The sequence below is a fragment of the Stenotrophomonas sp. YJH_SMC_73 genome (assembly GCF_059370155.1).
On sequence record NZ_JCAFTJ010000001.1, the window covers coordinates 92,776 to 113,687 of the forward strand.

The window sequence follows — 20,912 nt, forward strand, 5'->3', positions numbered from 1 at the left end:
GCACGGCGGCGTATCGCCGGAATATCGGCGCTGATACCGTCCTGATACACAGGTGCTGGATACTGTCCGAATGAGTACTCCCATCCGTGTCATCGTCGTCGACGACGATGCCAGCATCCGCGACGCCATCGCCGACCACCTGCTGCTGCACGGCTACCAGGTACGCCTGGCGGCGGATGCGGCGGCACTGGACGTGCTGCTGCAGGCCGAACGACCGGACCTGATCATCCTCGACTGGATGATGCCCGGTGAGGATGGGCTGTCGGTCTGCCGCAGGCTGCAGGCGAGGGCGATCCCGATCCTGATGCTGTCGGCGATGGGGGCTGCACCGGACCGCGTGATCGGCCTGGAGATGGGCGCGGACGACTACCTGGCCAAACCCTTTGATCCGCGTGAACTGCTGGCGCGGGTACGCGCACTGCTGCGCCGTCAGGACAAGCTGCGCACGCAGGTGGCCAGCGAGCTGCGGTTTGATGGCTGGCGATTGCTGCCCGACCAGCGTCGCCTGTTCGCACCGGACGGTGCCGAGCTGGTGCTGAGTCGTGGCGAGTTTTCCCTGTTGCTGGCGCTGGCCGAACGTCCCGGGCGGGTGCTGGGGCGTGAGCAGCTGCTGCAGTTGAGTCGCGGAGAAGCCAGTGACAGCGTGGACCGTGCCATCGACCTCGCGATCAGCCGCCTGCGCCGCAAGCTCGGGCAGGCCGCGTCCGGGGCAGAAGCCCTCGTGCAGACACTGCGCGGGGAAGGGTATCGCTTCGACGCTGAGGTACAGGTGCTGTGAGCAGCCGGTGGTCGACCACACGCTGGATCGCGATGCTGGCGCTGGCCAGCCTGCTGCTGGCAACCCTGGTCAGTGTTGCAGTGGTGGGTTGGATGCCCCGGCCCGCGCCGCCACCGATGCGGCTGGACCATGCGATGCAGGTACTGCGTGGGGAACAGGCGCCGGCGCCACTGGGATTGCGCAGGGCGACGCAGGACGCGCCCCCCCAAGGTAGCGCCAGCGACTGGCTCGCGCAGCTGGCGGCCGCGCAGATGGGCATGCCGGCCGAGGATGTACGCCTGGCATGGACGGGGCAGGGCAGGGCGCCCGATGTGCAGGTCATCGAGGGTGGCGCGGTACTGGACGCCTCCGGTCGTGCTGGCGTGCTGAAATCACAGGCCGCGCTGCTGACCGCGATGCAGTGGCCGCCGTTTGAACTGGGGATGCGCCAGGCCGACGGCCGCTGGCGGGTGGTCGGCAGCGACCATAGTGACCTGGCGGCCTGGCGCCGCCAGGTGATGCTCGCCCTGTTGGGCGGTGCGATCCTGCTGGCGCCGTTGGCGGCGTGGGCGTCGATCCGGTTGGGGCGCCCGCTGCGGCGCCTGGCCGAAGCGAGCGCACGCGTCGACCTGCAGGCCGAGTCGCCATTGCCCGACGATGGCCCACGCGAAGTGCAGATGCTGGCCGCCGCGATCAGCACCGGTCGCGAACGCCTGCGGGTCCAGGCACAGGACATGACCCATATGCTGGCGGCAGTGGCGCATGACCTGCGCACGCCCCTGACCGGCCTGCGCCTGCGCGCCGAGTTCGCTCCCGCACCACAGGCCGCCCGGATGGTGGCGGACATCGAACGCATGGACGCGATGATCGAGCAGGTGCTGGACTATGCACGCGGCGAGCTGCAGCCCTTGCAGATGCGCTCGCTGGATCTGGCTGACCTGCTGCAGGAATGCCTGCAAGGGGCGCTGCTGCGCGGGGTCGACATTTCGCTTCAGTGCCCGGATACGCTGCCGTGGCATGGCGATGCGCTGCTGCTCCGGCGCGCGGTCGACAATCTCATCGACAACGCCGAGCGTTACGCGGGCGCCGTGGAGCTGCATGTCGCCGTGTGGGGACATGGGGTGCAGCTGGATGTGATGGATCGCGGGCCGGGTATCGCCGAAGCTGATCGTGTCCGCCTGCTGCAACCATTCCAGCGCAGCGAAAGCTCGCGCAGTCGCGCTACCGGTGGGACCGGGCTGGGACTGGCCATGGCCGCCAACGTGGCCAGGCGTCACGCAGGCGAACTGCAGCTGCTGCACCGCGAGGGCGGCGGGCTGATCGCGCGCCTGCTGCTGGGAAAGCTCCGCTGATATCGGCTGTGGTTTACACATGGCGGCTATCCGGTTATATGATTAGGCTCCTAACCATATCGTGTTAGTGAGATGATCGAAGCCAAGCATCAGGCCCTGCTGGAGGAATCGCAGCGACGCGGCCACGCCAACATCGCGCAACTGCGCCTGTGCTTCCAGCTGCTCTCGTTGTCCTCGTCGATCGATCGCGACTGCGCCGCGCGGCTGGCACCGCATGGGCTCAGCGAGGGCCGCTTCATCGTGCTGTTCCTGCTGCACGGGGCCGGTGGCACGCTGCCGCCGCACCTGCTGGCCGAGCGTGCCGGCGTGACCCGTGCCACCATCAGCGGCCTGCTCGATGGCCTGCAGCGTGAAGGCCTGCTGCAGCGTCGCAGCGATGACGGGGATGGCCGCCGTCTGCAGATCGTATTGACCGCACCGGGAAAGCGCTTGGCCGAGTCGTTGTTCGAGCAGCACACGCAATGGATCAGCGGCCTGTTCGACGGCCTGGATGCGGGTGAACAGCAGCAGCTGTCGCAGCTGCTGCACAAGGTCTGGCAGCACACGGACGGCGGGCGGGAATCGGCAGCATGAGCACGCCCGTTCCTGCGCAAAGGCTGCATGCACTCAACAGTGGCAGCGCTGCTGCCACCCATCTGGCCGAATGCCTGGCCGTGGATTTCACCGCGCTGCTGCAGGTGGTGGCGCCTGCCCTTGAGCCGGAATCGCTGCAATGCATGCGCGACGCCTCTGGCAAGGGCATCACCCAGCGCATGGCGCTGGCGGCGCGGTTGCTGCACGAAGCCGGACAGGGGGAGCCTGCGCGCTGGCAGGCGCATACGTCAGACACGGTGCGTGGCTGGGCCTGCTACCTGATCGGCGGCGACGCCGACGCGACGCTGCCGGCCAAGCTGCAGGCGATGCGGCCACTGGCTGACGACCCGCACTTCGGCGTGCGCGAATGGGCGTGGCTGGCGCTGCGTGCCGACATTGTTGCCGCACCACTGCAGGCGCTGGAGTACCTGCAATCATGGACGCAGGAAGGATCGCCGTACCTGCGCCGCTTCGCCTGCGAAGCGCTGCGCCCGCGCGGCGTGTGGGCCACACATGTCGCGCTGTTCAAGCGGCAGCCGGAACTTGCAGAGGCGATGCTGGAAGCACTCGCCGACGACCCGGAGCGCTATGTGCAGGACTCGGTCGGCAACTGGCTCAATGATGCCGGCAAGACACAGCCGCAGTGGCTGCGTGCGCTGTGCGCGCGCTGGCAACAGCAGCACCCTGGTGATGCCAATGCCTACATCCGCAAACGCGCCATGCGCTCGCTCCGGTAGTGCCGGCCGCTGGCCGGCAACCCCCCAAACCTTCAAGGAAGAAGCAGCATGTCGCACACCTTCATCGAGCTCTACACCGCCACCCCCGCCTGGACCACGCTCCAGCCCGAGCAGCGGAATGCCTTCTTCGCCCGTATCGGTGCAGGCATGCAGCAGTTCGATCCAGTCCGCATCACACTGCTGGCGATGGGCCGCATTGCCAGGGGCGTACAGCACGGCAGCGATGAGCAGTTCTATGCGGTCTGGCGCTGTGCAAGCCGCGCGGACGCCGATGCGCTGGTGGCCGGCATTGCCGCCACCGGTTGGCATCAGTACTTCGCCACCATCAACGCCGTCGGCGCAGACGATGGGATGGGGCAGCACCTTGCCGACCTGGCCGCCTTGTAGCAGCGTCTCCGGACGCGCATGGCACATGCGCCTGTCACCCGGACGCGGTAAACAGGACATTGCCCATGTCCATCCGCAGGGAAGTTGATCATGCAGAGCACGCTCCAGGTCACGCTGTTCGGCCCGCTTGGCGACAGCCCGGCATTGCAGTTGCCGGGGCGGGAAGGGCCGTCGGTGGCCATCCCGGAGGCGGCCCTGCGGCGGTTGGTTTCCGACCTCTACACCACCCGTTCCCTGCTCAATCCCGAGCAGCTGGACGAGGCCAGGCAGGAGCTGGACCGCGTGCTGGAGCGCTGGGCCGACATCCACGAAGGCCTGTTGCTGGACGTGGAAGTGCATGGCAAATGAGCGGCTTTGCGTGGCTGCTGCCGCGTGGGCAGCGCCGGCGCGCGCCTCGCTGAACCGCACCCGCGGTTGCGGATGAAACATTTTGCACTGCGCAAAAGCTGTGCTATCAATACACCCCATGAACGCAGCCGCCACCCGCTTTTACTGGTATTACTTTCCGAAGCCACTGGCGGAGGAAGGACTGCGCTCACCCTGAAGAAAGCTTCAGACGCATTCCCGAAAGCCGCCAGCGAACCTGGCGGCTTTTTTCATGCCGCCACGCTGGGGACCCCAACGTTCCGGAGATCTCCTGCAATGCCCCCGCACACCGACGACCTGCGTATCCGCACCATCGAACCGCTGACACCGCCTGCCCAGCTGCTGGCGATGCTGCCCTGTGACGATGAAGCCTCCGACACCGTCAGCGCCTCGCGCGCGGCCCTGCACCAGATCCTGCACGGCCGTGACGACCGCCTGGCAGTGGTGGTGGGCCCGTGCTCGATCCACGACCCGAAGGCCGCCATCGAATACGCCCAGCGCCTGAAGCCGCTGCGCGACGCGCTGGCCGGCGAACTGGAAATCGTCATGCGTGTGTACTTCGAGAAGCCGCGCACCACGGTGGGCTGGAAGGGCCTGATCAACGACCCGGACCTGGACGGCAGCTTCAGGATCGACAAGGGCCTGCGCATTGCCCGCGGTCTGCTGCGCGACATCAACAAGCTCGGCCTGCCGGCCGGTGTCGAATTCCTCGATGTGATCTCGCCGCAGTACATCGCCGACCTGGTGGCGTGGGGCGCGATCGGCGCGCGTACCACCGAAAGCCAGGTGCATCGTGAGCTGGCCTCGGGGCTGTCGTGCCCGGTCGGCTTCAAGAACGGCACCGATGGCAACGTCAAGATCGCCGCTGACGCGGTGGGTGCGGCGTCCAACCCGCATCACTTCCTGTCGGTCACCAAGCAGGGCGGCACCGCCATCGTGTCGACCACCGGCAATCCGGATTGCCATGTGATCCTGCGGGGCGGCAAGCAGCCGAACTACGACGCCGGCAGCGTCGCCGACGCCTGCCAGGTGCTGGCCAAGGCCAAGCTGCCGACGCGCCTGATGATCGACGCCAGCCACGCCAACAGCCTGAAAAACCCCGAGAACCAGCCGAAGGTGATCGAGGACATCGCTGTTCAGCTGGAAGACGGCGAACAGCGCATCGTTGGCGTGATGATCGAGAGCCATCTGGTCGGTGGCCGCCAGGAACTGGTGGAAGGCCAGCCGCTGGTCTACGGGCAGAGCATCACCGATGGCTGCATCGACTGGGACACCACCGTGACGGTGCTGGAGCGTCTGGCTGCGGCCGTGCGCGCCCGTCGCGACGTGAAGGTGTCCGAAGCAGCCTGATGGAAGCCGCCCGAGTGCGGCACGTGTGTGGATGGCGGCCAGCGCCTGCGGGGGTGCGGCCGCGATCAGGGCCGGTCGGAGTTGGAGGCCGGCCCATCTGCACCGGCGATGCGCCTGGCGCTGCGCATGAGCGACAGCGCCAGGTACATCGCCGGGGTGGTGATACCGCTTCCTGTAGCGTCGAGCCATGCCCGACCTGCGCGCGAAGCGCGTTGGTTTCCTGCAAAGAGCAGTCGAGCATGGCTCGACTTTACGAAGAGGCTCAATGCACTTCGTCGTGGTAGACGAACTTCGGCATTTCCCAGCGGTAGTGGATCGCCAGCAGGCGCAACGCGAAGCCGCCGCCGAGGCAGCACAGGATCGCGGTGGCATCGGCCACGCCCCAGTGCAGCAGCAACAGATAGGCCGCGCCGGTCAGCAGCGCGATGATCGCGTACAGCTCCTTCTGGAAGATGAGTGGTACCTCGTTGCAGAGGATGTCGCGCAGCACCCCGCCGAACGCGCCGGTCAGCATGCCGGCGATCAGCACGATCGGCATTGCATGGCCGGCTTCGCGCGCGATCGAGCAGCCGATCAGGGTGAAGGCGATCAGGCCCAGGCCATCGAGCACCAGGAAGGTGCGGCGGAAGTGGTGCATCCAGCGCGCCACCCAGGTGGCGATCAGCGCCGCGCATACGGTGAAGCCCAGGTACTCGGGATGCTTCACCCAGCCCAGCGGATAGTGGCCGAGCAGGATGTCGCGCAGCGAGCCGCCACCGAGGGCGGTGACGCAGGCGATCATGACCACGCCGAACAGGTCCATGCGGCGGCGGCCGGCGGACAGTGCGCCGGTCATGGCTTCGGCGGAAATGGCGATCAGGTAGATGATGGACAGCAGCATGGGACAGGCTCCGGGCGCGGTGGGGCCGGCCATGCGCGACCACCGCCACTGCCTGCGCAATGACGGGATGACGATGACCGGTGCCGCTCCCGCTGTCCTTTTGCCTGAGAGTTCAGCGGCATGGGCCGCGTGCCCCTTCGGCGGATCGTCCCGGGCATGCCCGGTGACCTCTCTCCAGCTCGGCGAGTCGAATGCATGGTTGGTGGGATTCCAGCCCACCGGCCTGAGCGATCATGGGAGCCTGCGCCTTCGGCGGGCGCCAGCGCGGCGCCTCTCTCCTGCATTCGGGCGCCAGTATATCCGCTGCAGTGCAGCACGGCATAATCCAGGCATGGCCTCGTCCGTCCGCCCGTGGTTCCTGTACCTGCTCGAATGCCGCGATGGCAGCTATTACGCCGGCATCAGCACCGATGTGGAGGCGCGTTTCGCCGCCCACCAGGCCGGCAAGGGCGCGCGCTACACCCGGGCCCGGCCGCCGCTGCGCGTGCTGGCCGTGCGCGAGTACCCGGACCGGGCCGCGGCCTCGCGGGCCGAGTGGCAACTCAAGCAGCAGCCCCGCGAACGCAAGCTGGCCTGGCTGCAGGCAACGGATCCTGCGCTTCTGTAGAGCCGAGCCCACGCTCGGCTGTTGTTCCGTCTGCCCGATGCGGGAGCCGAGCACGGGCTCGGCTCTACAGTAGATCCACGCCCTGCGTGGATGGGCTACCCGGTCCATGCGATGATCGCCCCGCGCCCAGAGCTGGAGACCCGGATGTCCACGATCGCCCTGCTGTTCGCTCTCTCCGCAGCAACGAGCCCTGCCGCCGACCCCGCCACGATCGCGGCCATCGAAGCCACCTGCCACGACTACGTCGATGGCCAGCTGGAGGCCGACCCGCAGCGCGTCGCCCGTTCGCTGCACCCGGACCTGGCCAAGCGCGCGGTCCTCGGCGATACACCCGACGAGCGCCTGGGCCTGCGCCGGATGTCGAAGGAAGAGCTGGTCTCGTTGACGAAACAGGGCGCGCTGAAGACCCCGAAGGATCAATGGGATCGCCGCTGCACGGTGCTGGACGTGACCGGCAACGCGGCCTCGGTGCGGCTGGAAACCCCGTGGTTCGTCGACTACTTCCACATGGGGCGTTTCGACCAGCGCTGGGTCATCGTCAACGCACTGTGGTACCCGAAACCGAAGGCGCACTGAGCGATGCGTGCCGCCGGCAACGCATGGATCTCCGTCGTCGTGCTGGTCGCCGGCATCGCGCTGCTGCCTGGCCTGCTGTATCTGCTCGGGCTGGCATTGGTGGACGGTCGGCCGAAGCCGGCCGACCGCGCGCCCAGTGGCGTGGCTGCGTGCAGCGGTGAGCCACGGGCGGGATACCAGCCGATGAACCCCTGGCGCTTCACCGCCCAGTTCTTCGACAAGGACGGGATGAAGAACAAGGTGCCTGAAGTGGAGCGGGAGGCCTTCTGGATTGCCCGGCGCCACCTGTGGCGGCAACCTCGGCGCGGCATGCTGCGCTGGCATCTCAGCAGCACCGCGTTGGCGATCTGGATCACCCGGCATTGGAGTACCGCGCAGATTGCCGACACCGCGAGGAAGGAGGACTTCTGCCGGAAGTAGATCCACGTCATGCGTGGATGGCGCTCCATGTTTGTTGACGGGGTCAGAGCCCTTTCCCGCGGAAAGGGATCCGACCCCTGTTGCGTGCGGCCTTACCGCTTCGGCCGCCGGTCGTCCTGATCATCACCGAAGATGATGCGCGCGCTGCGCTGGTAGCTCCAGTACGCGACCGCCCAGTTCAGCAGCACCACGATGCGGTTGCGGAAGCCGATCAGGAAGAACACGTGCGCGGCCAGCCAGAACCACCAGGCCAGCACGCCGGAGAGCTGCAGCCGGCCCAGGTGCACGATCGCGGCCATGCGGCCAATGGTGGCCAGGTTGCCGTAGTCGGCGTACTTGAACGGACCGGGCTCGGGCTTGCCGTGCAGGCGTGCACGGACCACCTCGGCCACGTACTTGCCCATCTGCTTGGCCGCGGGCGCCACGCCGGGAACCGGCTTGCCGTCGGCCTGGCTCAGTGCGGCCAGGTCGCCGGCCACGAACAGCTCCGGGTGATCGGGCAGGGTCAGGTCCGGCTGCACCTGCACGCGGCCGGCGCGGTCCAGCGGCACGTCCAGCGTGCGCGCCAGTGGTGAAGCGGCCACGCCGGCGGCCCAGACGACGGTGCGGGCCGGCACGAACTGCTCACCGAGCTTGAAGCCCTGGCTGTCGATGTCGCTCACCGGGGTACCGGTCAGCACTTCCACGCCCAGCTTTTCCAGCTGGCGGCGCGCCTTCAGCGAAAGCACTTCCGGGAACGAGGACAGCACGCGCGGCCCAGCCTCGACCAGCCGCACCTTGGCGCTGGCCGGATCGATGTGGCGGAATTCGTTGCGCAGCGTGTGGCGCGCGATCTCGGCCAGCGTGCCGGCCAGTTCGACGCCGGTGGGACCACCACCGACGATGGCGAAACTCAGCCACGCCGCCTTCCTGGCCGGGTCCGGTTCGGCCTCGGCGCGTTCGAACGCCAGCAGCAGCTTGCGGCGCAGTGCAATGGCATCGTCCAGCGTTTTCAGGCCAGGGGCATCATCGGCCCACTGGTCGTTGCCGAAGTAGGCGTGGGTAGCGCCGGTGGCCAGCAGCAGGCTGTCGTAGTCCAGCGTGCTGCCATCGGCCATGCCGATCTGCCGTGCCTGCTTGTCGATGGCGACCACTTCGCCGAGGCGGACTTCCACGTTGCGCTGGTGGCCGAGGATGTGGCGCAGCGGTGCGGCGATATCCGGCGCGGACAGGCCGGCGGTGGCCACCTGGTACAGCAGCGGCTGGAACAGGTGATGGTTGCGGCGGTCGACCAGGGTGATGCGTATGCGCTCGCGGGCCAGGGCACGGGTGGCCCAGAGACCGGCAAAACCGCCGCCGACAACGACCAGGTGGGGAACGCGCTCGCGACTCATCGACTCACTCCAGTGGGGGCATTGGGGGAAGCGCCTGGCATCTTCGCACGGCGGCCACCTGTCACGTCAGCGCCTGGGTGGATCGGCGATACTCGGGTTCAGGCAACCGCCCGCGAGGAATCCATGAGCGAACCGGAAAAGCGCATCGCCCTGTTGATCGATGCCGACAATGCGCCGGCCTCGAAGATCGACGAGGTCCTGGCCGAAGTCGCCCGCTATGGCGTGGCCAACGTGCGCCGTGCCTACGGCAACTGGAAGAGCCCGCGGTTGAAGGGCTGGGAAGCGGTGCTGCACGAATACGCGATCCGCCCGATCCAGCAGTTCGCCTACAGCAAGGGCAAGAATGCGTCGGACATGGCGATGGTGATCGATGCCATGGACCTGCTGTACGCGCGCAACCTTGATGGCTTCGCCATCGTGTCGAGCGATGCCGATTTCACCCCGATGGTGATGCGCCTGCTGACCGACGGCGTGAAGGTGTATGGCTTCGGCGAAAAGAAGACGCCGGAACCGTTCGTCAACGCGTGCTCGAAGTTCACCTACCTGGAAGCGCTGGGCCAGACCCACGCCAGCGTGCCGGATGCCGAGCAGGCATCGAGCGAACAGGCATCGAACGAGCCCGTCGCCAATGATGATGCACGCCCGCGCAAGAGCGGGGCGGAGATGCGCAGCGACACCCGGCTGGTGAAGATGCTGCGCCGCGCGGTGTCCTCGGCCGAGGGCGAGGATGGCTGGTCGCACCTGGGGCCGGTAGGCAGCCAGATCGGCAACCAGGCCTCGTTCGATCCGCGCAACTATGGCTACGGCAAACTCAGCGATCTGCTGGCGGCGATCGGCCTGTTCGAGCTGAAGAAGGACGGCAAGTCGTCCTACGTGCGCGCGCTGCCAAAAAAGAACCGGTAGTGCCGGCCGCCGGCCGGCAGCGCGCAGGCGCCCGATCCCGCATCCTGCACGCACATCTCCACTCCAATCAGGCGTATCGTTGCCGCTCGCATTGCCAGCAAGGAAAACCCGCATGTTGAAGATCTGGGGCCGCCGCAATTCCAGCAACGTCCGCAAGGTGCTGTGGTGTGCCGAGGAGATCGGCCTGCCGTACGAATCCATCGAAGTCGGCGGCAGCCATGGCGGCACGCAGACGCCGGAGTACCAGGCGATGAATCCCAACGGCCTGGTGCCGGTGATCGAGGACCACGGCCTGCCGCTGTGGGAATCGAACACCATCGTGCGTTACCTGAGCGCGCGCTATGCGCTGGGCACGCTGTACGCCGAGGACCCGATGGAGCGCGCGCAGGCCGAAAAGTGGATGGACTGGAGCACCTCGCGGATGGCGCCGCTGTACAGCGACCTGGTCTGGGGCATCATGCGCACCGCGCCGGCCGACCGTGACGAAGCGCGCATCAGCGCGGCCATCGTCCGTGCCGGTGACTACCTGGCGATGGCCGATGCCACCCTGGCCACGCAGCCATGGCTGTCGGGCGGGACGTTCGCGATGGGCGACATTCCGCTCGGCTCGCTGGTGTACGCCTGGTATGAACTGCCGATCCAGCGCCCGGACCTGCCGCACCTGGCCGAGTGGTATGCGCGCCTGCGTGAGCGACCGGCCTACCAGCGCGGCGTGATGTCGCCGCTGACGTAAGCGAAGGCGTCCGGGGTCAGAGCCCTTTTCTGCGAAAAGGGATCCGACCCCAGGGCATCGGGGTCGGATCCCACCCGACGGGTGGGCTCTGACCCCTCAATAAAGATCCGTTGGATCCACATCCAGCGACCAGCGCACCTTGCGTGCTTCCGGCAGCGCGTACAGCTGCGGAACCAGTTGCGAAAGCACGCCATGCAGCGGCGGCCGCTGCACCGCAGACAGCAGCAGCTGCGTGCGCTGGTAACCGGCCCGCCGCGGCATCGGCGCCGGCATCGGCCCGTAGGCCTCGACCACGTTCTGTTCGCCCAGCAGGTGCCGGGCTGCCAGCAGGAATGCATTGGCATGCTCCACCTGCTGCGCTTCGGCGCGCATCAGCGCCAGATGCGCGAAGGGCGGGAATCCGGCCGCCTGGCGCTGGTTCAACTCGGCTTGCGCGAACGGATGGTAGCCACCGCTCACCAGGGTTTCCAGCAGCGGGTGCCCGGGGTGATGGGTCTGCAGCCAGACCTCGCCCGGGTCGCGCGCACGTCCCGCGCGACCGGCCACCTGGATCAGCTGCTGCGCCAGTTTTTCGCTGGCGCGGAAGTCGGCTGAGAACAGGCCCTCATCGATACCCACCACCACCACCAGGGTCAGCTTGGGCAGGTCGTGGCCCTTGGCCAGGATCTGCGTGCCGACCAGGATGCCGGGCTGGTCGCCCAGTTTCGCCAGCTGCTGTTCCAGCGCGTCGCGCCGTGAGGTGGTGCCGCGGTCGATGCGCACCACCGGGAAGTCGGCGAAGGCCGCAGTGAGATGTTCTTCCAGGCGTTCGGTACCGATGCCCTGCGGTTGCAGTGCCAGGCTGCCGCAGGCCGGACATGCCAGCGGCGCCGGTTGCCGCGCGCCGCAGTGGTGGCACTGCAGGCGACGACCGCCACCATGCACGGTCATCGGCGCATCGCAGCGCTGGCATGGCGCGGTCCAGCCGCAGTCGTGGCACAGCAGCACCGGTGCGTAGCCGCGGCGGTTCTTGAACACCAGCACCTGCTGGCCACGCTGCAGATGCTCCCCGATGCCGGCCAGCACATCGGCCGAGAGGCCGTCATGCAGCGGGCGCTTGCGTACATCGAGGATGCGCACGCGCGGTGGCCGCGCATCGCCGGCGCGCTGTTTCAGGCGCAGGTGGGTGTAACGCCCGGCGTAGGCGTTGTGCAGGGTTTCCAGCGAGGGCGTGGCACTGCCCAGCAACACCGGAACGCCCAGCGACTTGGCCCGGACCAGGGCGAAATCGCGCGCGTGGTAACGGATGCCGTCCTGCTGCTTGTAGCTGCCATCGTGTTCCTCGTCGACGATCAGCAGGCCGGCCTGGGGCAGCGGCGTGAACACCGCTGAGCGGGTGCCGACGATGACGCGCGCTTCGCCGCGTGAGGCCGCTGCCCAGACGCGCGCGCGCTCGTTGTCGTTCAACCCCGAGTGCAGCGCATGCACGGCGATGCCGAGGCGGCCACGGAAGCGTGCCAGGGTCTGCGGGGTCAGGCCGATTTCCGGCACCAGCACCAGCGCCTGCCTGCCCTGCGCCAGGCAATGGATGATCGCCTGCAGGTAGACCTCGGTCTTGCCGCTGCCGGTCACGCCATCCAGCAGGAACGGCTGGAAGCCGTCGGCGGCAGTGATCGCGGCCACCGCCTCGGCCTGGTCCGGGTTGAGCGTGGGACCGGGCAGTGGCTGCGCGTGTTGGGGGGCCACGCTCAGCGCAACCCGCTCGGCCAGCCCGCGCTTGGCCAGGCTGCGCGCGGCGGTGCGCCAGTCCTGCATGCGTTCGCCCAGCACGTCCTCATCCACGATGGCTTCGGCCAGCAGCTCGGCCAGTTGCCGTGGACGGCTGCCGGCGCGCAGCTTTTCACGCTGGGCGTGGCCTTCGGTGGTCAGCTGCCAACCCCAGTGGTGTGTGTCGGGCAGGACCTCGCCATGGCGCAGCGGGCCGGGCAGGGCGGTGCTCAGCACCTCGCCCAGTGGCGCATGGGTGTAGCGCGCCAGCCATTGCAGGCTCTGCCACAGCTCCCCCTGCAGCAGCGGCTGCGGGTCGCACCAGGCCAGGGCCTGGCGCAGTCCCTGGCCGTCGTCGGTCTGGCCGTGCCCCACCACCACACCGACCAGCTCCCGGTTGCCGAACGGCACCTTCAGGCGGCAGCCGACCGCGACCGCCGGTGCATCGCCCTCCGGCGACAGGTAGTCGAACAGGCGGGACAGGGGGACAGGCAGGGCGACCTGCAGGGTCGGAATCGGTGAAAGCATCGGGCCAGTGTAACGGGCCATGCGCGCGCGAACGGCAGCAGCGGGAGCGGCGGGGCGGCGCCCGTTGAATCATAAATGTCACCTAAATATCGGTGTCCATTGGAGATTCAGTCTTATCCACATGTTCTGTGGATAACGTTGTGCGTTAACGGCCATCGGAAACGTAGAAGGCCGATGGCGACGGCCTCACGCTTGGGTTGGTCAAAAAATCGCCACACAACAAAAGACAATAAAATCAATATCTTAAGTGTGAAACAATGCTGAAACAGAGTGAATTCAGCCCGAAGCCACAGTTTTCGCCGGAGGGGGCGTGGTGCTGTGCACAACCTGCAGCACGAAGTGCCTGTGGGCGCAAGTCCTACGGGCGTCGATGGCCTGCCGTTATCATGCCGGCAGACCTTTGGAGTGACCGATGACGGCTGTGCCCGCCCCTGTTTCCTCGACCGCGGCCGGCGCGCTGTCGGCGTTCCTGCGTGGCGTCGAGCGCCGTGCCCTGGTGGTCGCTGAACTGCAGTGCGGCGATGCCGCGCGTGCCGAGCAGACCCTGGTGGCGGTGATGCGCGCCTTTGCCGCAGTGGCCAGCGACCTGCCGATGGCGCAGTGGCCGACCCGCTTCTGGACCCTTCTGGGCCAGCGCCAGGCGCTGCGCGAGCCGGTGGGCGGGCAGTGGCTGCCGCCGTTGGCCGTACTGGGCGCGATGCCGCCGCTGCCGCGCCTTGCGCTGCTGCTGCGGGTGGGTGGCAGCCTGGACGAGGGCATCGCCATGCGCGTGCTCGACCAGGACGAGGCGGGCTACCAGCACCTGCTGGCCGACGCCTGCCCGCGTGATGCCCACGGCCAGCCGGATGCCTCGGCCTGGCGCCAGTTGGCCGAACAGGTGCAGGCGCGTATCCGTGAGTTGCCGGCCGCGCGCCTGCAGCAGCTGCAGCAACCCGCCGCCGCGACCGCCCACAATGAAGCCCCGACCCCGAGCTGGCGCGCACCGCAGCGCGATGAGCGGGCGGCCGCCAATGGCAAGCGCCGTCGCACGAACGCCAAGCCACGTTGGCGCGGTCCGCTGATCCTGCTGGCGACCGTGGCGATACTGTTGGCCGCAGCGCTGGGCTGGCGCCACTGGCAGGGGCATTCCTTCGGCAGTGATGCACCGCTGCCGGAGGGGGTGGTGGGCGAAGCCGGTCCGGTGACGGTGGAAGCCCTGCCACCCAGCAAGGTCAACGCCACGCCGGATGCGACCACGGCCCAGGCCACGGACGACGCAGCGATGCTGGCCGATCGTGACTACCCGCTGGTTGCCGATGCCGACCTGTACGCGTGGACTGCCGCGGGCGGCCCGCTGCCGGTGGATGAATCGCAATCCAGGCCGAGCCGGCCGGAGCCGGCCAGTGCCACGCTGGAAACCGCTGCTGCCGATGAATAAGTCCGTGTTCGCCAGCCTGCTGCTGGCCCTGCCGTTGTCGCTGTCTGCCGCGCCGCAATCGTTGAACGTGCCGTTGCCGCCACCGACGTCGCCGGCCACCCCGGTGGCTCCGCCAGCACCGTCGACGGCAGCACCCTCTGGCTTCGCCCAGCTCGATGCGCAGCAGCAGCGCCAGCGCCGCGCCGACTACGCCGCCTGGCGCGCGCTGCCGGAAGGAGAGCGCGAGCGCATCCGCCAGGCGGCTGCGCGATTCAATGCGCTGCCTGCGGACCAGCAGCAGCGCCTGCGCCAACAGTTCCGCGACCAGGACCAGGCGTTCCGCGACGGGTGGCGGCTGGGCCCGCAACTGGGCCTGGAATTCCCCAAGCTGCATGGCTTGTTCGGCTTCGTGCCGCCGGAACAGCGCGAGACCGCGCTGGCCGTACTGCGCCAGCTCAGCCCGGCGCAGCTGGCCCAGCTGACTCTGGTCGCGCAGCGCACGCCACCGCAGGAACGCGACGCAGTGCGCAGCGCCTTCCTCGCCGTGCCCGCCGCCGAGCGCGACAGCTGGCTCAAGCGCCAGGCCGGCCAGTAAAAAAGGGGACGGAGGGGATTAAGTCGCATCCGGCACTAGCGGGCCTGAAACGACTTAATCCCCTCCGTCCCCTTTTTGTGTGGGGCGGCTGAAACCCAGCATTCACGCCATGTCATGGGAATGCTGGCGCCGCCCGCGTAAGATGGGCGCCCGCAACCCGGTGCCTGTGCCCTTCGCGCGCAACCGCAGTTCGCGTCAAGCACCTTATGTCTACTGCAACCTCCACGCCGCGCTTCAGCAAGGAAGTCGGCGCCACCGGTCTGCTCGCCCTGCCGCTTGTGCTGGGCCATGTGTCCACCGGTCTGATCTCCTTCGTCGACAACGTGATTGCCGGCCACCACGCCACGGCCACACTGGCCGCCGTCACCATCGGTACGGCACTGCTGTGGCTGCCGATGCTGATTCCGATCGGCACCCTGATCTCGCTCACCGCCTCGGTGTCGCAGCTGCATGGCGCCGGCCGCGAGCGCGAGATCGGCCCGCTGTTCCGCCAGGCACTGTGGCTGGCCTTGGGGCTGGGCCTGATCATGTTCACCTTCCTCACCGTGGTGCCGCCGCTGCTGCCGTCGTTCGGCATCGCGCCGGACATCGTGCCGGGGGCGACCGCGTTCCTGCATGCGGTGCGCTGGGGCGGACCTGCGCTGACCCTGTACTTCTGCATGCGCTATCTCAGTGAAGGCATGCACTGGACGCTGCCGACCATGCTGCTCGGCTTCGGTGGCCTGCTGGTGCTGGCACCGATGGGCTATGTGCTGGCCAACGGCAAGCTCGGCTTCCCGGAAATGGGCGCCGAAGGCCTGGGCATCGCCTCGGCGGTGATGATGTGGCTGCAGGCAATCGCCTTCGCCACCTACCTGTGGTTCACCAGGCGCTTCGCCCATCTGCAGCTGTTCTCGCATTTCGAAGGGCCGCGCTGGAAGGCGATCTGGGACTTGCTGCGCACCGGCCTGCCGATCGGCATCACCGTGCTGATGGAGGGCGGCCTGTTCATCGTCACCGCGTTGCTGATCGGCCGCCTTGGTGCCAACGAAGCCGCTGCGCACCAGATCGCGATCAATGTCGCGCAGCTGTGCTTCATGATCCCGATGGGCGTGGCCGAGGCCACCACCGTGCGCGTCGGCCATGCGGTCGGCCGTGGTGACGGCTTCGGCGTGCGGCGTGCGGCCTGGGCCGGTTACGCGATCATCATGGGCACGCAGACGTTGTCGGCGGCGGTGCTGCTGTTCGGCCACGATGCCATCGTCGGTGTGTACACCAACGACCTGGCAGTGGCCGGCCTGGCCTCGACCCTGCTGCTGTACGCGGCCACCTTCCAGTTCCCGGACGGCATCCAGGTGCTGTCGGCCGGCGCGCTGCGCGGCCTGAAGGACACCCGCGTGCCGATGTTCATCGCCATGTTCGCGTACTGGGGCCTGGGCATGCCGCTCGGCGCCGGGCTCGGCCTGGGGCTGGGCATGGGCCCGCAGGGCATGTGGATCGGCCTGATCGTCGGCTTGACCGCCGCTGCCATCCTGATGGGCTGGCGCCTGCGCCGCAGCAGCCAGCGCATCGGGCAATCCGCGCTGTCCTGATCTTCCCGCCCGCCACGTTCACCCGTGACGGGCGATCCCCTGACTTGTGTCCGATGCTGCATCACGCGGCACCGGCTATGCTGGTACCACGGCAAGAAGCCATCCGGAGCGTTCCATGAATCAACCCGTGCCCCCGCTGCCCCCGGCGCGTCGCAACCCCGTCGCCAGTTTCTTCATCGGGCTGTGGGACGTCATGAACTTCACCCGCCGGTTGATCCTCAACCTGGTGTTCTTCGGCCTGCTGTTCCTGCTGCTGGTGATGTTCGTCATCGCCGCCGGCATGGGCGCCGGTGCCAGCAAGTCGCTGCAGGACCGCACGACGCTGGTGATCGCGCCGGAAGGCCGCCTGGTCGAGCAGTTCAGCGCCGACCCGGTCAGCCGCGCGCTGGCCAAGGCGGTGGGTGACAACGGCGCCGAGGAGATCCAGCTGCGCGATCTGCTGCGGGTGATCGAGTCGGCCAAGGAAGACAAGAAGATCGAACGCGTGGTGCTGGAGCTGGACAAGCTGCAGCCGTCCGGTTTCGCCTCGCTGCGTGAGGTGGCCGCCGCGCTGCAGGACCTGCGCGCCTCCGGCAAGCAGCTGGTGGCCTACAGCGAGAGCATGGGCCAGTCGCAGTACCTGCTGGCCGCGCAGGCCGACGAGGTCTACCTGGACCCGATGGGTTCGGTCGTGCTCGAAGGCCTCGGCCGCTACCGCCAGTACTTCCGCACCGGCCTGCAGGACAAGCTGGGCGTGGACGTGCACCTGTTCAAGGTGGGCGAGTACAAGTCCGCGGCCGAGCCGTACGTGCTCGACGCGGCGTCGCCGGCCTCCAAGGAAGCCGACCTGTTCTGGATGAACGACGTGTGGCAGCGCTACCTGGGCGACATCGCCAAGGCCCGCCGCCTGGATCCGGCACAGCTGGCCGCCGGCATCGACACCCTGCCGGAAGGCATCGCTGCCGCCGGTGGTGACCTAGCCAAGTTCGCCCTGCAGCAGAAGCTGGTGACCGCGCTGAAGACCCGCGAGGAATTCGAGGATCTGATGATCGAGCGCGGCGTGGCCGACGAGGATGCCGACGGTGGTTTCCGCAACGTTGACTTCGGCCGCTACCTGGCCCTGCTCGACGCGCGCCGCAACCCGGTGGACTCGCGTCCGCAGGTGGCCGTGGTGGTGGCCGCCGGCGAAATCAGTGGCGGTGACCTGCCGGCCGGCCGCATCGGTGGCGAGTCGACCTCGGCGCTGCTGCGTGCCGCGCGCGACGACGACAACGTGAAGTCGGTGGTGCTGCGGGTGGATTCGCCGGGCGGTGAAGTGTTCGCCTCCGAGCAGATCCGTCGTGAAGTGGTAGCCCTGCAGGCCGCTGGCAAGCCGGTCGTGGTGTCGATGGGGGATCTGGCCGCTTCCGGTGGCTACTGGATCAGCATGAACGCCGATCGCATCTATGCCGATCCGTCGACCATCACCGGTTCGATCGGCATCTTCGGCATGGTGCCGAACTTCAGCCGCGCGCTGGACAAGATCGGCGTGCACACCGACGGTGTCGGCACCACCCGCTTCGCCGGCGCCTTCGATGTCACCCGCCCGATGGACCCGGCCGTCGGCCAGGTCATCCAGACGGTGATCAACAAGGGCTACGCGGACTTCACCGGCCGTGTCGCCGACGCCCGCAAGAAGCCGGTCGAGGCAGTGGACGAGGTCGCCCGTGGCCGCGTGTGGAGCGGTGCACAGGCCAAGGAACGCGGCCTGGTCGACGCCTTCGGTGGCCTGAAGGACGCGGTGGCCGATGCGGCCAGCCGCGCCAAGCTGGGCAAGGCCGATGCCTATCGCGTGCGCTACATCGAGAAGGCGGCCACGCCGTTCGCGCAGTTCGTCAGCGGTTTCGCCGGCAGCCGCGCCGGTGCCTGGATGCTGTCCGATTCGGGGATGGCGCGGATGATGCTGGCACGCACGATGCCGGAAGTGGACACTCAGTTGCGCTTCGTCGAGAACGCGGCCCGCGAGAAGGGCAATGGCGCTCCGGTGAAGGCGCTGGCGTACTGCTTCTGCGGATTCTGATCGGCAACGGTACCGAATGAAAACGCCCGGCTCTGGCCGGGCGTTTTCGTTCATGGGGTCGGATTCCTTGGCAGCACAAAGGTCTCTGACCCCACAGGTCATTGCGTCGCGTCGGCTTCGGCCTTGCGCTCACGCGCAGCGGCATCATCGACGGTTTTCTGCACGTCCTTGGCGCGGTCCAGCGGGTCGTTGATCGCACGCGACATCGCTCGTGGCACCGGTGGCTTCTCCGGGTTCGGCGTGGGCGGCCGCTGGCAGGCCGCCAGCAGCAGGCTGGCCAGCAGCGACGTGGACTGGATCAGGATACGCATGGCGGCTCTCCGCGGTGGGCGTATGGGCAAGTGTCGCATCCCCGGCCGAGCGCTGCCGTGAGCGCGTATCCTTGCGGCATCGAAACACAGCGGGCGCGGCCCCGGAGGACTCATGACCCAGCAACGGTGGCGCCTGGACGGCCAGACGGCCCTGATCACGGGTGCCAGCGCCGGTATTGGCCTGGCCATTGCGCACGAACTGGCGGGCCTCGGCGCCGACCTGATGATCGTCGGCCGCGACATCGACATGCTGGAAACGGCGCGCGACGAACTGCTGGATGTCTATCCGCAGCACCAGGTGCACGCGCTGGCGGCCGATGTCTCCGATGACGAGGACCGTCGGCAGATCCTGGACTGGGTGGAAGATCACAGCGATGGCCTGCACATCCTGGTCAACAATGCCGGTGGCAACGTCACCAAGGCGGCCACGGAATATTCCGAGGACGAATGGCGCAAGATCTTCGAGACCAACCTGTTCTCGGCCTTCGAGCTGTCGCGCTACGCGCATCCGCTGCTGGCCCGGCACGCGTCGTCGTCGATCGTCAATGTCGGCAGCGTGTCCGGGCTGACCCATGTGCGCAGTGGCGTGGTCTATGGCATGACCAAGGCGGCGATGCACCAGATGACCCGCAACCTGGCCGTCGAGTGGGCGGAGGATGGCATCCGGGTCAACGCGGTGGCGCCCTGGTACATCCGCACGCGGCGCACGTCCGGTCCGTTGTCGGACCCGGACTACTACGAGGAAGTGATCAACCGCACGCCGATGCGCCGCATCGGCGAGCCGGAGGAAGTGGCCGCAGCCGTTGGCTTCCTGTGCCTGCCGGCGGCCAGCTATGTCACCGGCGAATGCATCGCGGTGGATGGCGGCTTCCTGCGCTACGGGTTCTGATCTTCCAAAGGGTAGTGCCGGCCGCTGGCCGGCAACTGGAATCATTTGAAGATCCTGCGATTGCCGGCCAGCGGCCGGCACTACCGGGTGGCTGTCACCCCGGTACCGGGCAGTTGCTGGCCTCCAGCACGCCCTGCAGCCGTTCGCGTTCCCCACGGGCGTTGTCGCGGTTTTCCGGCGAGGCGAACCGCTCACGGCCACGTGCGTCGCGGAAGCGTTGCTGCCAGCTGCTGCAGCGCTGCGCGTCCGGCAGTTCCTCGCAGCGGTCGCGCACCACTTCGCAGCCGGCGGCATTGACCGGCGTGGCGCCGCCCAGTCCCTGCACGGTCATCAGTTCGCAGCGCCCGGGGGCGGCTTCGTATTCGTGCAGGTAGCCACCGCCCTGGCTGTCGGTGCACTGGAAGATCGGTGGCAGCGGCGGCTTCGGCGGCGCATTGCTGTCCGGCGCGGCATCGGCCTGGCGTGGCAGCGATGCACTGTCGAGTATCAGATCGCCGCCTTCGCGTTCGACCATGCCAGCTTCCATGATCGTGCGTCCTTCGCCGGGGCGACGAGGCGCGGGTGCGGGAACGGACGGCGCAGTGGCCGCGGCCGGTCCGGGCGCGGCCGGCACGGGTGCCGCTGACGCCGGCGCCGGCGGAGCACTGGCCGGCACCCTCACCACCTGCTGCTTGCTGCCGGCAGGGCAGGGCGTGCGTTGCAGGGTGGGCACATCGCTGCTGCTGGAGGTACAACGGTAGATCACCCCGTCGTCGGCCAACGCGTTGCCGGCGAACAGGCCCAGGGCCAGCCAGATCAGGTTCTTCATGCGCACAGCGTACATG

22 protein-coding genes and 2 riboswitches are annotated in these 20,912 nt (G+C 68.0%); of the genes, 17 read left to right on the top strand and 5 right to left on the bottom strand.

The window, feature by feature from the left end; all coding sequences use genetic code 11:
- Nucleotides 1-70 precede the first annotated feature (70 nt).
- The 7 genes from AC5P8R_RS00445 to AC5P8R_RS00475 all read left to right on the top strand — a co-directional run bounded on the left by AC5P8R_RS00445 (nt 71) and on the right by AC5P8R_RS00475 (nt 5,522).
- Nucleotides 71-778 (top strand): response regulator transcription factor, encoded by a 708-nt coding sequence (locus AC5P8R_RS00445; protein WP_014648590.1) that lies wholly within the window; start codon nt 71-73, stop codon nt 776-778.
- A gap of 32 nt (nt 779-810) precedes the next feature.
- Nucleotides 811-2,109 (top strand): sensor histidine kinase, encoded by a 1,299-nt coding sequence (locus AC5P8R_RS00450; protein WP_169411511.1) that lies wholly within the window; start codon nt 811-813, stop codon nt 2,107-2,109.
- Nucleotides 2,110-2,181: 72 nt separating this feature from the next.
- A complete protein-coding gene (locus AC5P8R_RS00455; protein ID WP_032958244.1) occupies nt 2,182-2,682 on the top strand; it encodes a MarR family winged helix-turn-helix transcriptional regulator in 501 nt (166 codons plus the stop codon).
- The gene (locus tag AC5P8R_RS00460; protein WP_495222893.1) at nt 2,679-3,419 is read left to right on the top strand and encodes a DNA alkylation repair protein; all 741 of its coding nucleotides are present in this window, start codon (nt 2,679-2,681) and stop codon (nt 3,417-3,419) included. The genes AC5P8R_RS00455 and AC5P8R_RS00460 overlap by 4 nt, the downstream gene beginning before the upstream one ends.
- Before the next feature lie 48 nt (nt 3,420-3,467).
- The gene (locus AC5P8R_RS00465) at nt 3,468-3,806 is read left to right on the top strand and encodes a DUF6616 family protein (RefSeq protein WP_046432768.1); all 339 of its coding nucleotides are present in this window, start codon (nt 3,468-3,470) and stop codon (nt 3,804-3,806) included.
- Between the two features lie 90 nt (nt 3,807-3,896).
- Nucleotides 3,897-4,154 (top strand): hypothetical protein, encoded by a 258-nt coding sequence (locus tag AC5P8R_RS00470; protein WP_014648585.1) that lies wholly within the window; start codon nt 3,897-3,899, stop codon nt 4,152-4,154.
- A gap of 294 nt (nt 4,155-4,448) precedes the next feature.
- The gene (locus tag AC5P8R_RS00475) at nt 4,449-5,522 is read left to right on the top strand and encodes a 3-deoxy-7-phosphoheptulonate synthase (RefSeq protein ID WP_014038657.1); all 1,074 of its coding nucleotides are present in this window, start codon (nt 4,449-4,451) and stop codon (nt 5,520-5,522) included.
- Nucleotides 5,523-5,784: 262 nt separating this feature from the next.
- On the opposite strand, the gene AC5P8R_RS00480 is transcribed toward AC5P8R_RS00475, so the two are convergent.
- Nucleotides 5,785-6,402 carry a trimeric intracellular cation channel family protein gene (locus AC5P8R_RS00480; protein ID WP_005411215.1) on the bottom strand — a complete coding sequence of 206 codons (618 nt, stop codon included), beginning with the start codon at nt 6,400-6,402 and terminating at the stop codon, nt 5,785-5,787.
- 82 nt (nt 6,403-6,484) lie between these two features.
- Nucleotides 6,485-6,590, bottom strand: a riboswitch (glycine riboswitch).
- Nucleotides 6,591-6,603: 13 nt separating this feature from the next.
- A riboswitch (glycine riboswitch) is annotated at nt 6,604-6,693 on the bottom strand.
- Nucleotides 6,694-6,733: 40 nt separating this feature from the next.
- Between AC5P8R_RS00480 and AC5P8R_RS00485 the strand changes: the two genes are divergently transcribed.
- From AC5P8R_RS00485 to AC5P8R_RS00495, 3 genes are all read left to right on the top strand, one after another.
- On the top strand, nt 6,734-7,009 hold the full coding sequence (locus AC5P8R_RS00485) for a GIY-YIG nuclease family protein (protein ID WP_111206764.1): 276 nt from the start codon (nt 6,734-6,736) through the stop codon (nt 7,007-7,009).
- 144 nt (nt 7,010-7,153) lie between these two features.
- Nucleotides 7,154-7,585, top strand: a complete 432-nt coding sequence (locus AC5P8R_RS00490; RefSeq protein ID WP_049408669.1) for a nuclear transport factor 2 family protein — start codon at nt 7,154-7,156, stop codon at nt 7,583-7,585.
- 3 nt (nt 7,586-7,588) lie between these two features.
- Nucleotides 7,589-8,005: a hypothetical protein gene (locus tag AC5P8R_RS00495; protein WP_049408667.1), complete on the top strand. Its 417-nt coding sequence runs from the start codon at nt 7,589-7,591 to the stop codon at nt 8,003-8,005.
- A 92-nt stretch (nt 8,006-8,097) separates the two neighbouring features.
- Here AC5P8R_RS00495 and AC5P8R_RS00500 read toward each other — a convergent pair whose 3' ends face one another.
- The gene (locus tag AC5P8R_RS00500) at nt 8,098-9,378 is read right to left on the bottom strand and encodes an NAD(P)/FAD-dependent oxidoreductase (protein ID WP_014648581.1); all 1,281 of its coding nucleotides are present in this window, start codon (nt 9,376-9,378) and stop codon (nt 8,098-8,100) included.
- Between the two features lie 123 nt (nt 9,379-9,501).
- On the opposite strand from AC5P8R_RS00500, the gene AC5P8R_RS00505 reads away from it, so the two are divergent.
- Complete coding sequence (locus AC5P8R_RS00505) at nt 9,502-10,281, top strand: NYN domain-containing protein (RefSeq protein ID WP_014648580.1); 780 nt, start codon at nt 9,502-9,504, stop codon at nt 10,279-10,281.
- Nucleotides 10,282-10,393: 112 nt separating this feature from the next.
- On the top strand, nt 10,394-11,014 hold the full coding sequence (locus AC5P8R_RS00510; protein ID WP_014648579.1) for a glutathione S-transferase family protein: 621 nt from the start codon (nt 10,394-10,396) through the stop codon (nt 11,012-11,014).
- Nucleotides 11,015-11,110: 96 nt separating this feature from the next.
- On the opposite strand, the gene AC5P8R_RS00515 is transcribed toward AC5P8R_RS00510, so the two are convergent.
- Nucleotides 11,111-13,288, bottom strand: coding sequence for a primosomal protein N' (locus AC5P8R_RS00515; RefSeq protein ID WP_495222983.1), 2,178 nt, complete (start codon nt 13,286-13,288; stop codon nt 11,111-11,113).
- Between the two features lie 412 nt (nt 13,289-13,700).
- On the opposite strand from AC5P8R_RS00515, the gene AC5P8R_RS00520 reads away from it, so the two are divergent.
- The 4 genes from AC5P8R_RS00520 to sppA all read left to right on the top strand — a co-directional run bounded on the left by AC5P8R_RS00520 (nt 13,701) and on the right by sppA (nt 18,888).
- On the top strand, nt 13,701-14,705 hold the full coding sequence (locus AC5P8R_RS00520) for a hypothetical protein (protein ID WP_014648577.1): 1,005 nt from the start codon (nt 13,701-13,703) through the stop codon (nt 14,703-14,705).
- Entirely contained in the window at nt 14,698-15,279 is a 582-nt protein-coding gene (locus AC5P8R_RS00525) for a DUF3106 domain-containing protein (RefSeq protein WP_495222894.1), read from the top strand. The genes AC5P8R_RS00520 and AC5P8R_RS00525 overlap by 8 nt, the downstream gene beginning before the upstream one ends.
- A gap of 206 nt (nt 15,280-15,485) precedes the next feature.
- Nucleotides 15,486-16,850: an MATE family efflux transporter gene (locus AC5P8R_RS00530; RefSeq protein WP_046432753.1), complete on the top strand. Its 1,365-nt coding sequence runs from the start codon at nt 15,486-15,488 to the stop codon at nt 16,848-16,850.
- A gap of 115 nt (nt 16,851-16,965) precedes the next feature.
- On the top strand, nt 16,966-18,888 hold the full coding sequence (gene sppA, locus AC5P8R_RS00535) for a signal peptide peptidase SppA (RefSeq protein WP_032958263.1): 1,923 nt from the start codon (nt 16,966-16,968) through the stop codon (nt 18,886-18,888).
- 98 nt (nt 18,889-18,986) lie between these two features.
- Here the strand turns inward: sppA and AC5P8R_RS00540 are convergent, their stop codons facing one another.
- Nucleotides 18,987-19,199, bottom strand: a complete 213-nt coding sequence (locus AC5P8R_RS00540) for a hypothetical protein (RefSeq protein ID WP_126411411.1) — start codon at nt 19,197-19,199, stop codon at nt 18,987-18,989.
- A gap of 112 nt (nt 19,200-19,311) precedes the next feature.
- Between AC5P8R_RS00540 and AC5P8R_RS00545 the strand changes: the two genes are divergently transcribed.
- Nucleotides 19,312-20,088, top strand: coding sequence for an SDR family oxidoreductase (locus AC5P8R_RS00545; RefSeq protein WP_014038643.1), 777 nt, complete (start codon nt 19,312-19,314; stop codon nt 20,086-20,088).
- A 94-nt stretch (nt 20,089-20,182) separates the two neighbouring features.
- On the opposite strand, the gene AC5P8R_RS00550 is transcribed toward AC5P8R_RS00545, so the two are convergent.
- Nucleotides 20,183-20,896 carry a hypothetical protein gene (locus AC5P8R_RS00550; protein WP_041864295.1) on the bottom strand — a complete coding sequence of 238 codons (714 nt, stop codon included), beginning with the start codon at nt 20,894-20,896 and terminating at the stop codon, nt 20,183-20,185.
- Between the last annotated feature and the right edge of the window lie 16 nt (nt 20,897-20,912).

Bases quoted from the DNA above. Each gene is read 5' to 3' on its own strand.
- AC5P8R_RS00445 (WP_014648590.1), top strand. From the start codon at position 71: ATGAGTACTCCCATCCGTGTCATCGTCGTCGACGACGATGCCAGCATC.
- AC5P8R_RS00450 (WP_169411511.1), top strand. From the start codon at position 811: ATGCTGGCGCTGGCCAGCCTGCTGCTGGCAACCCTGGTCAGTGTTGCA.
- AC5P8R_RS00455 (WP_032958244.1), top strand. From the start codon at position 2,182: ATGATCGAAGCCAAGCATCAGGCCCTGCTGGAGGAATCGCAGCGACGC.
- AC5P8R_RS00460 (WP_495222893.1), top strand. From the start codon at position 2,679: ATGAGCACGCCCGTTCCTGCGCAAAGGCTGCATGCACTCAACAGTGGC.
- AC5P8R_RS00465 (WP_046432768.1), top strand. From the start codon at position 3,468: ATGTCGCACACCTTCATCGAGCTCTACACCGCCACCCCCGCCTGGACC.
- AC5P8R_RS00470 (WP_014648585.1), top strand. From the start codon at position 3,897: ATGCAGAGCACGCTCCAGGTCACGCTGTTCGGCCCGCTTGGCGACAGC.
- AC5P8R_RS00475 (WP_014038657.1), top strand. From the start codon at position 4,449: ATGCCCCCGCACACCGACGACCTGCGTATCCGCACCATCGAACCGCTG.
- AC5P8R_RS00480 (WP_005411215.1), bottom strand. From the start codon at position 6,402: ATGCTGCTGTCCATCATCTACCTGATCGCCATTTCCGCCGAAGCCATG.
- AC5P8R_RS00485 (WP_111206764.1), top strand. From the start codon at position 6,734: ATGGCCTCGTCCGTCCGCCCGTGGTTCCTGTACCTGCTCGAATGCCGC.
- AC5P8R_RS00490 (WP_049408669.1), top strand. From the start codon at position 7,154: ATGTCCACGATCGCCCTGCTGTTCGCTCTCTCCGCAGCAACGAGCCCT.
- AC5P8R_RS00495 (WP_049408667.1), top strand. From the start codon at position 7,589: ATGCGTGCCGCCGGCAACGCATGGATCTCCGTCGTCGTGCTGGTCGCC.
- AC5P8R_RS00500 (WP_014648581.1), bottom strand. From the start codon at position 9,378: ATGAGTCGCGAGCGCGTTCCCCACCTGGTCGTTGTCGGCGGCGGTTTT.
- AC5P8R_RS00505 (WP_014648580.1), top strand. From the start codon at position 9,502: ATGAGCGAACCGGAAAAGCGCATCGCCCTGTTGATCGATGCCGACAAT.
- AC5P8R_RS00510 (WP_014648579.1), top strand. From the start codon at position 10,394: ATGTTGAAGATCTGGGGCCGCCGCAATTCCAGCAACGTCCGCAAGGTG.
- AC5P8R_RS00515 (WP_495222983.1), bottom strand. From the start codon at position 13,288: ATGCTTTCACCGATTCCGACCCTGCAGGTCGCCCTGCCTGTCCCCCTG.
- AC5P8R_RS00520 (WP_014648577.1), top strand. From the start codon at position 13,701: ATGACGGCTGTGCCCGCCCCTGTTTCCTCGACCGCGGCCGGCGCGCTG.
- AC5P8R_RS00525 (WP_495222894.1), top strand. From the start codon at position 14,698: ATGAATAAGTCCGTGTTCGCCAGCCTGCTGCTGGCCCTGCCGTTGTCG.
- AC5P8R_RS00530 (WP_046432753.1), top strand. From the start codon at position 15,486: ATGTCTACTGCAACCTCCACGCCGCGCTTCAGCAAGGAAGTCGGCGCC.
- sppA (WP_032958263.1), top strand. From the start codon at position 16,966: ATGAATCAACCCGTGCCCCCGCTGCCCCCGGCGCGTCGCAACCCCGTC.
- AC5P8R_RS00540 (WP_126411411.1), bottom strand. From the start codon at position 19,199: ATGCGTATCCTGATCCAGTCCACGTCGCTGCTGGCCAGCCTGCTGCTG.
- AC5P8R_RS00545 (WP_014038643.1), top strand. From the start codon at position 19,312: ATGACCCAGCAACGGTGGCGCCTGGACGGCCAGACGGCCCTGATCACG.
- AC5P8R_RS00550 (WP_041864295.1), bottom strand. From the start codon at position 20,896: ATGAAGAACCTGATCTGGCTGGCCCTGGGCCTGTTCGCCGGCAACGCG.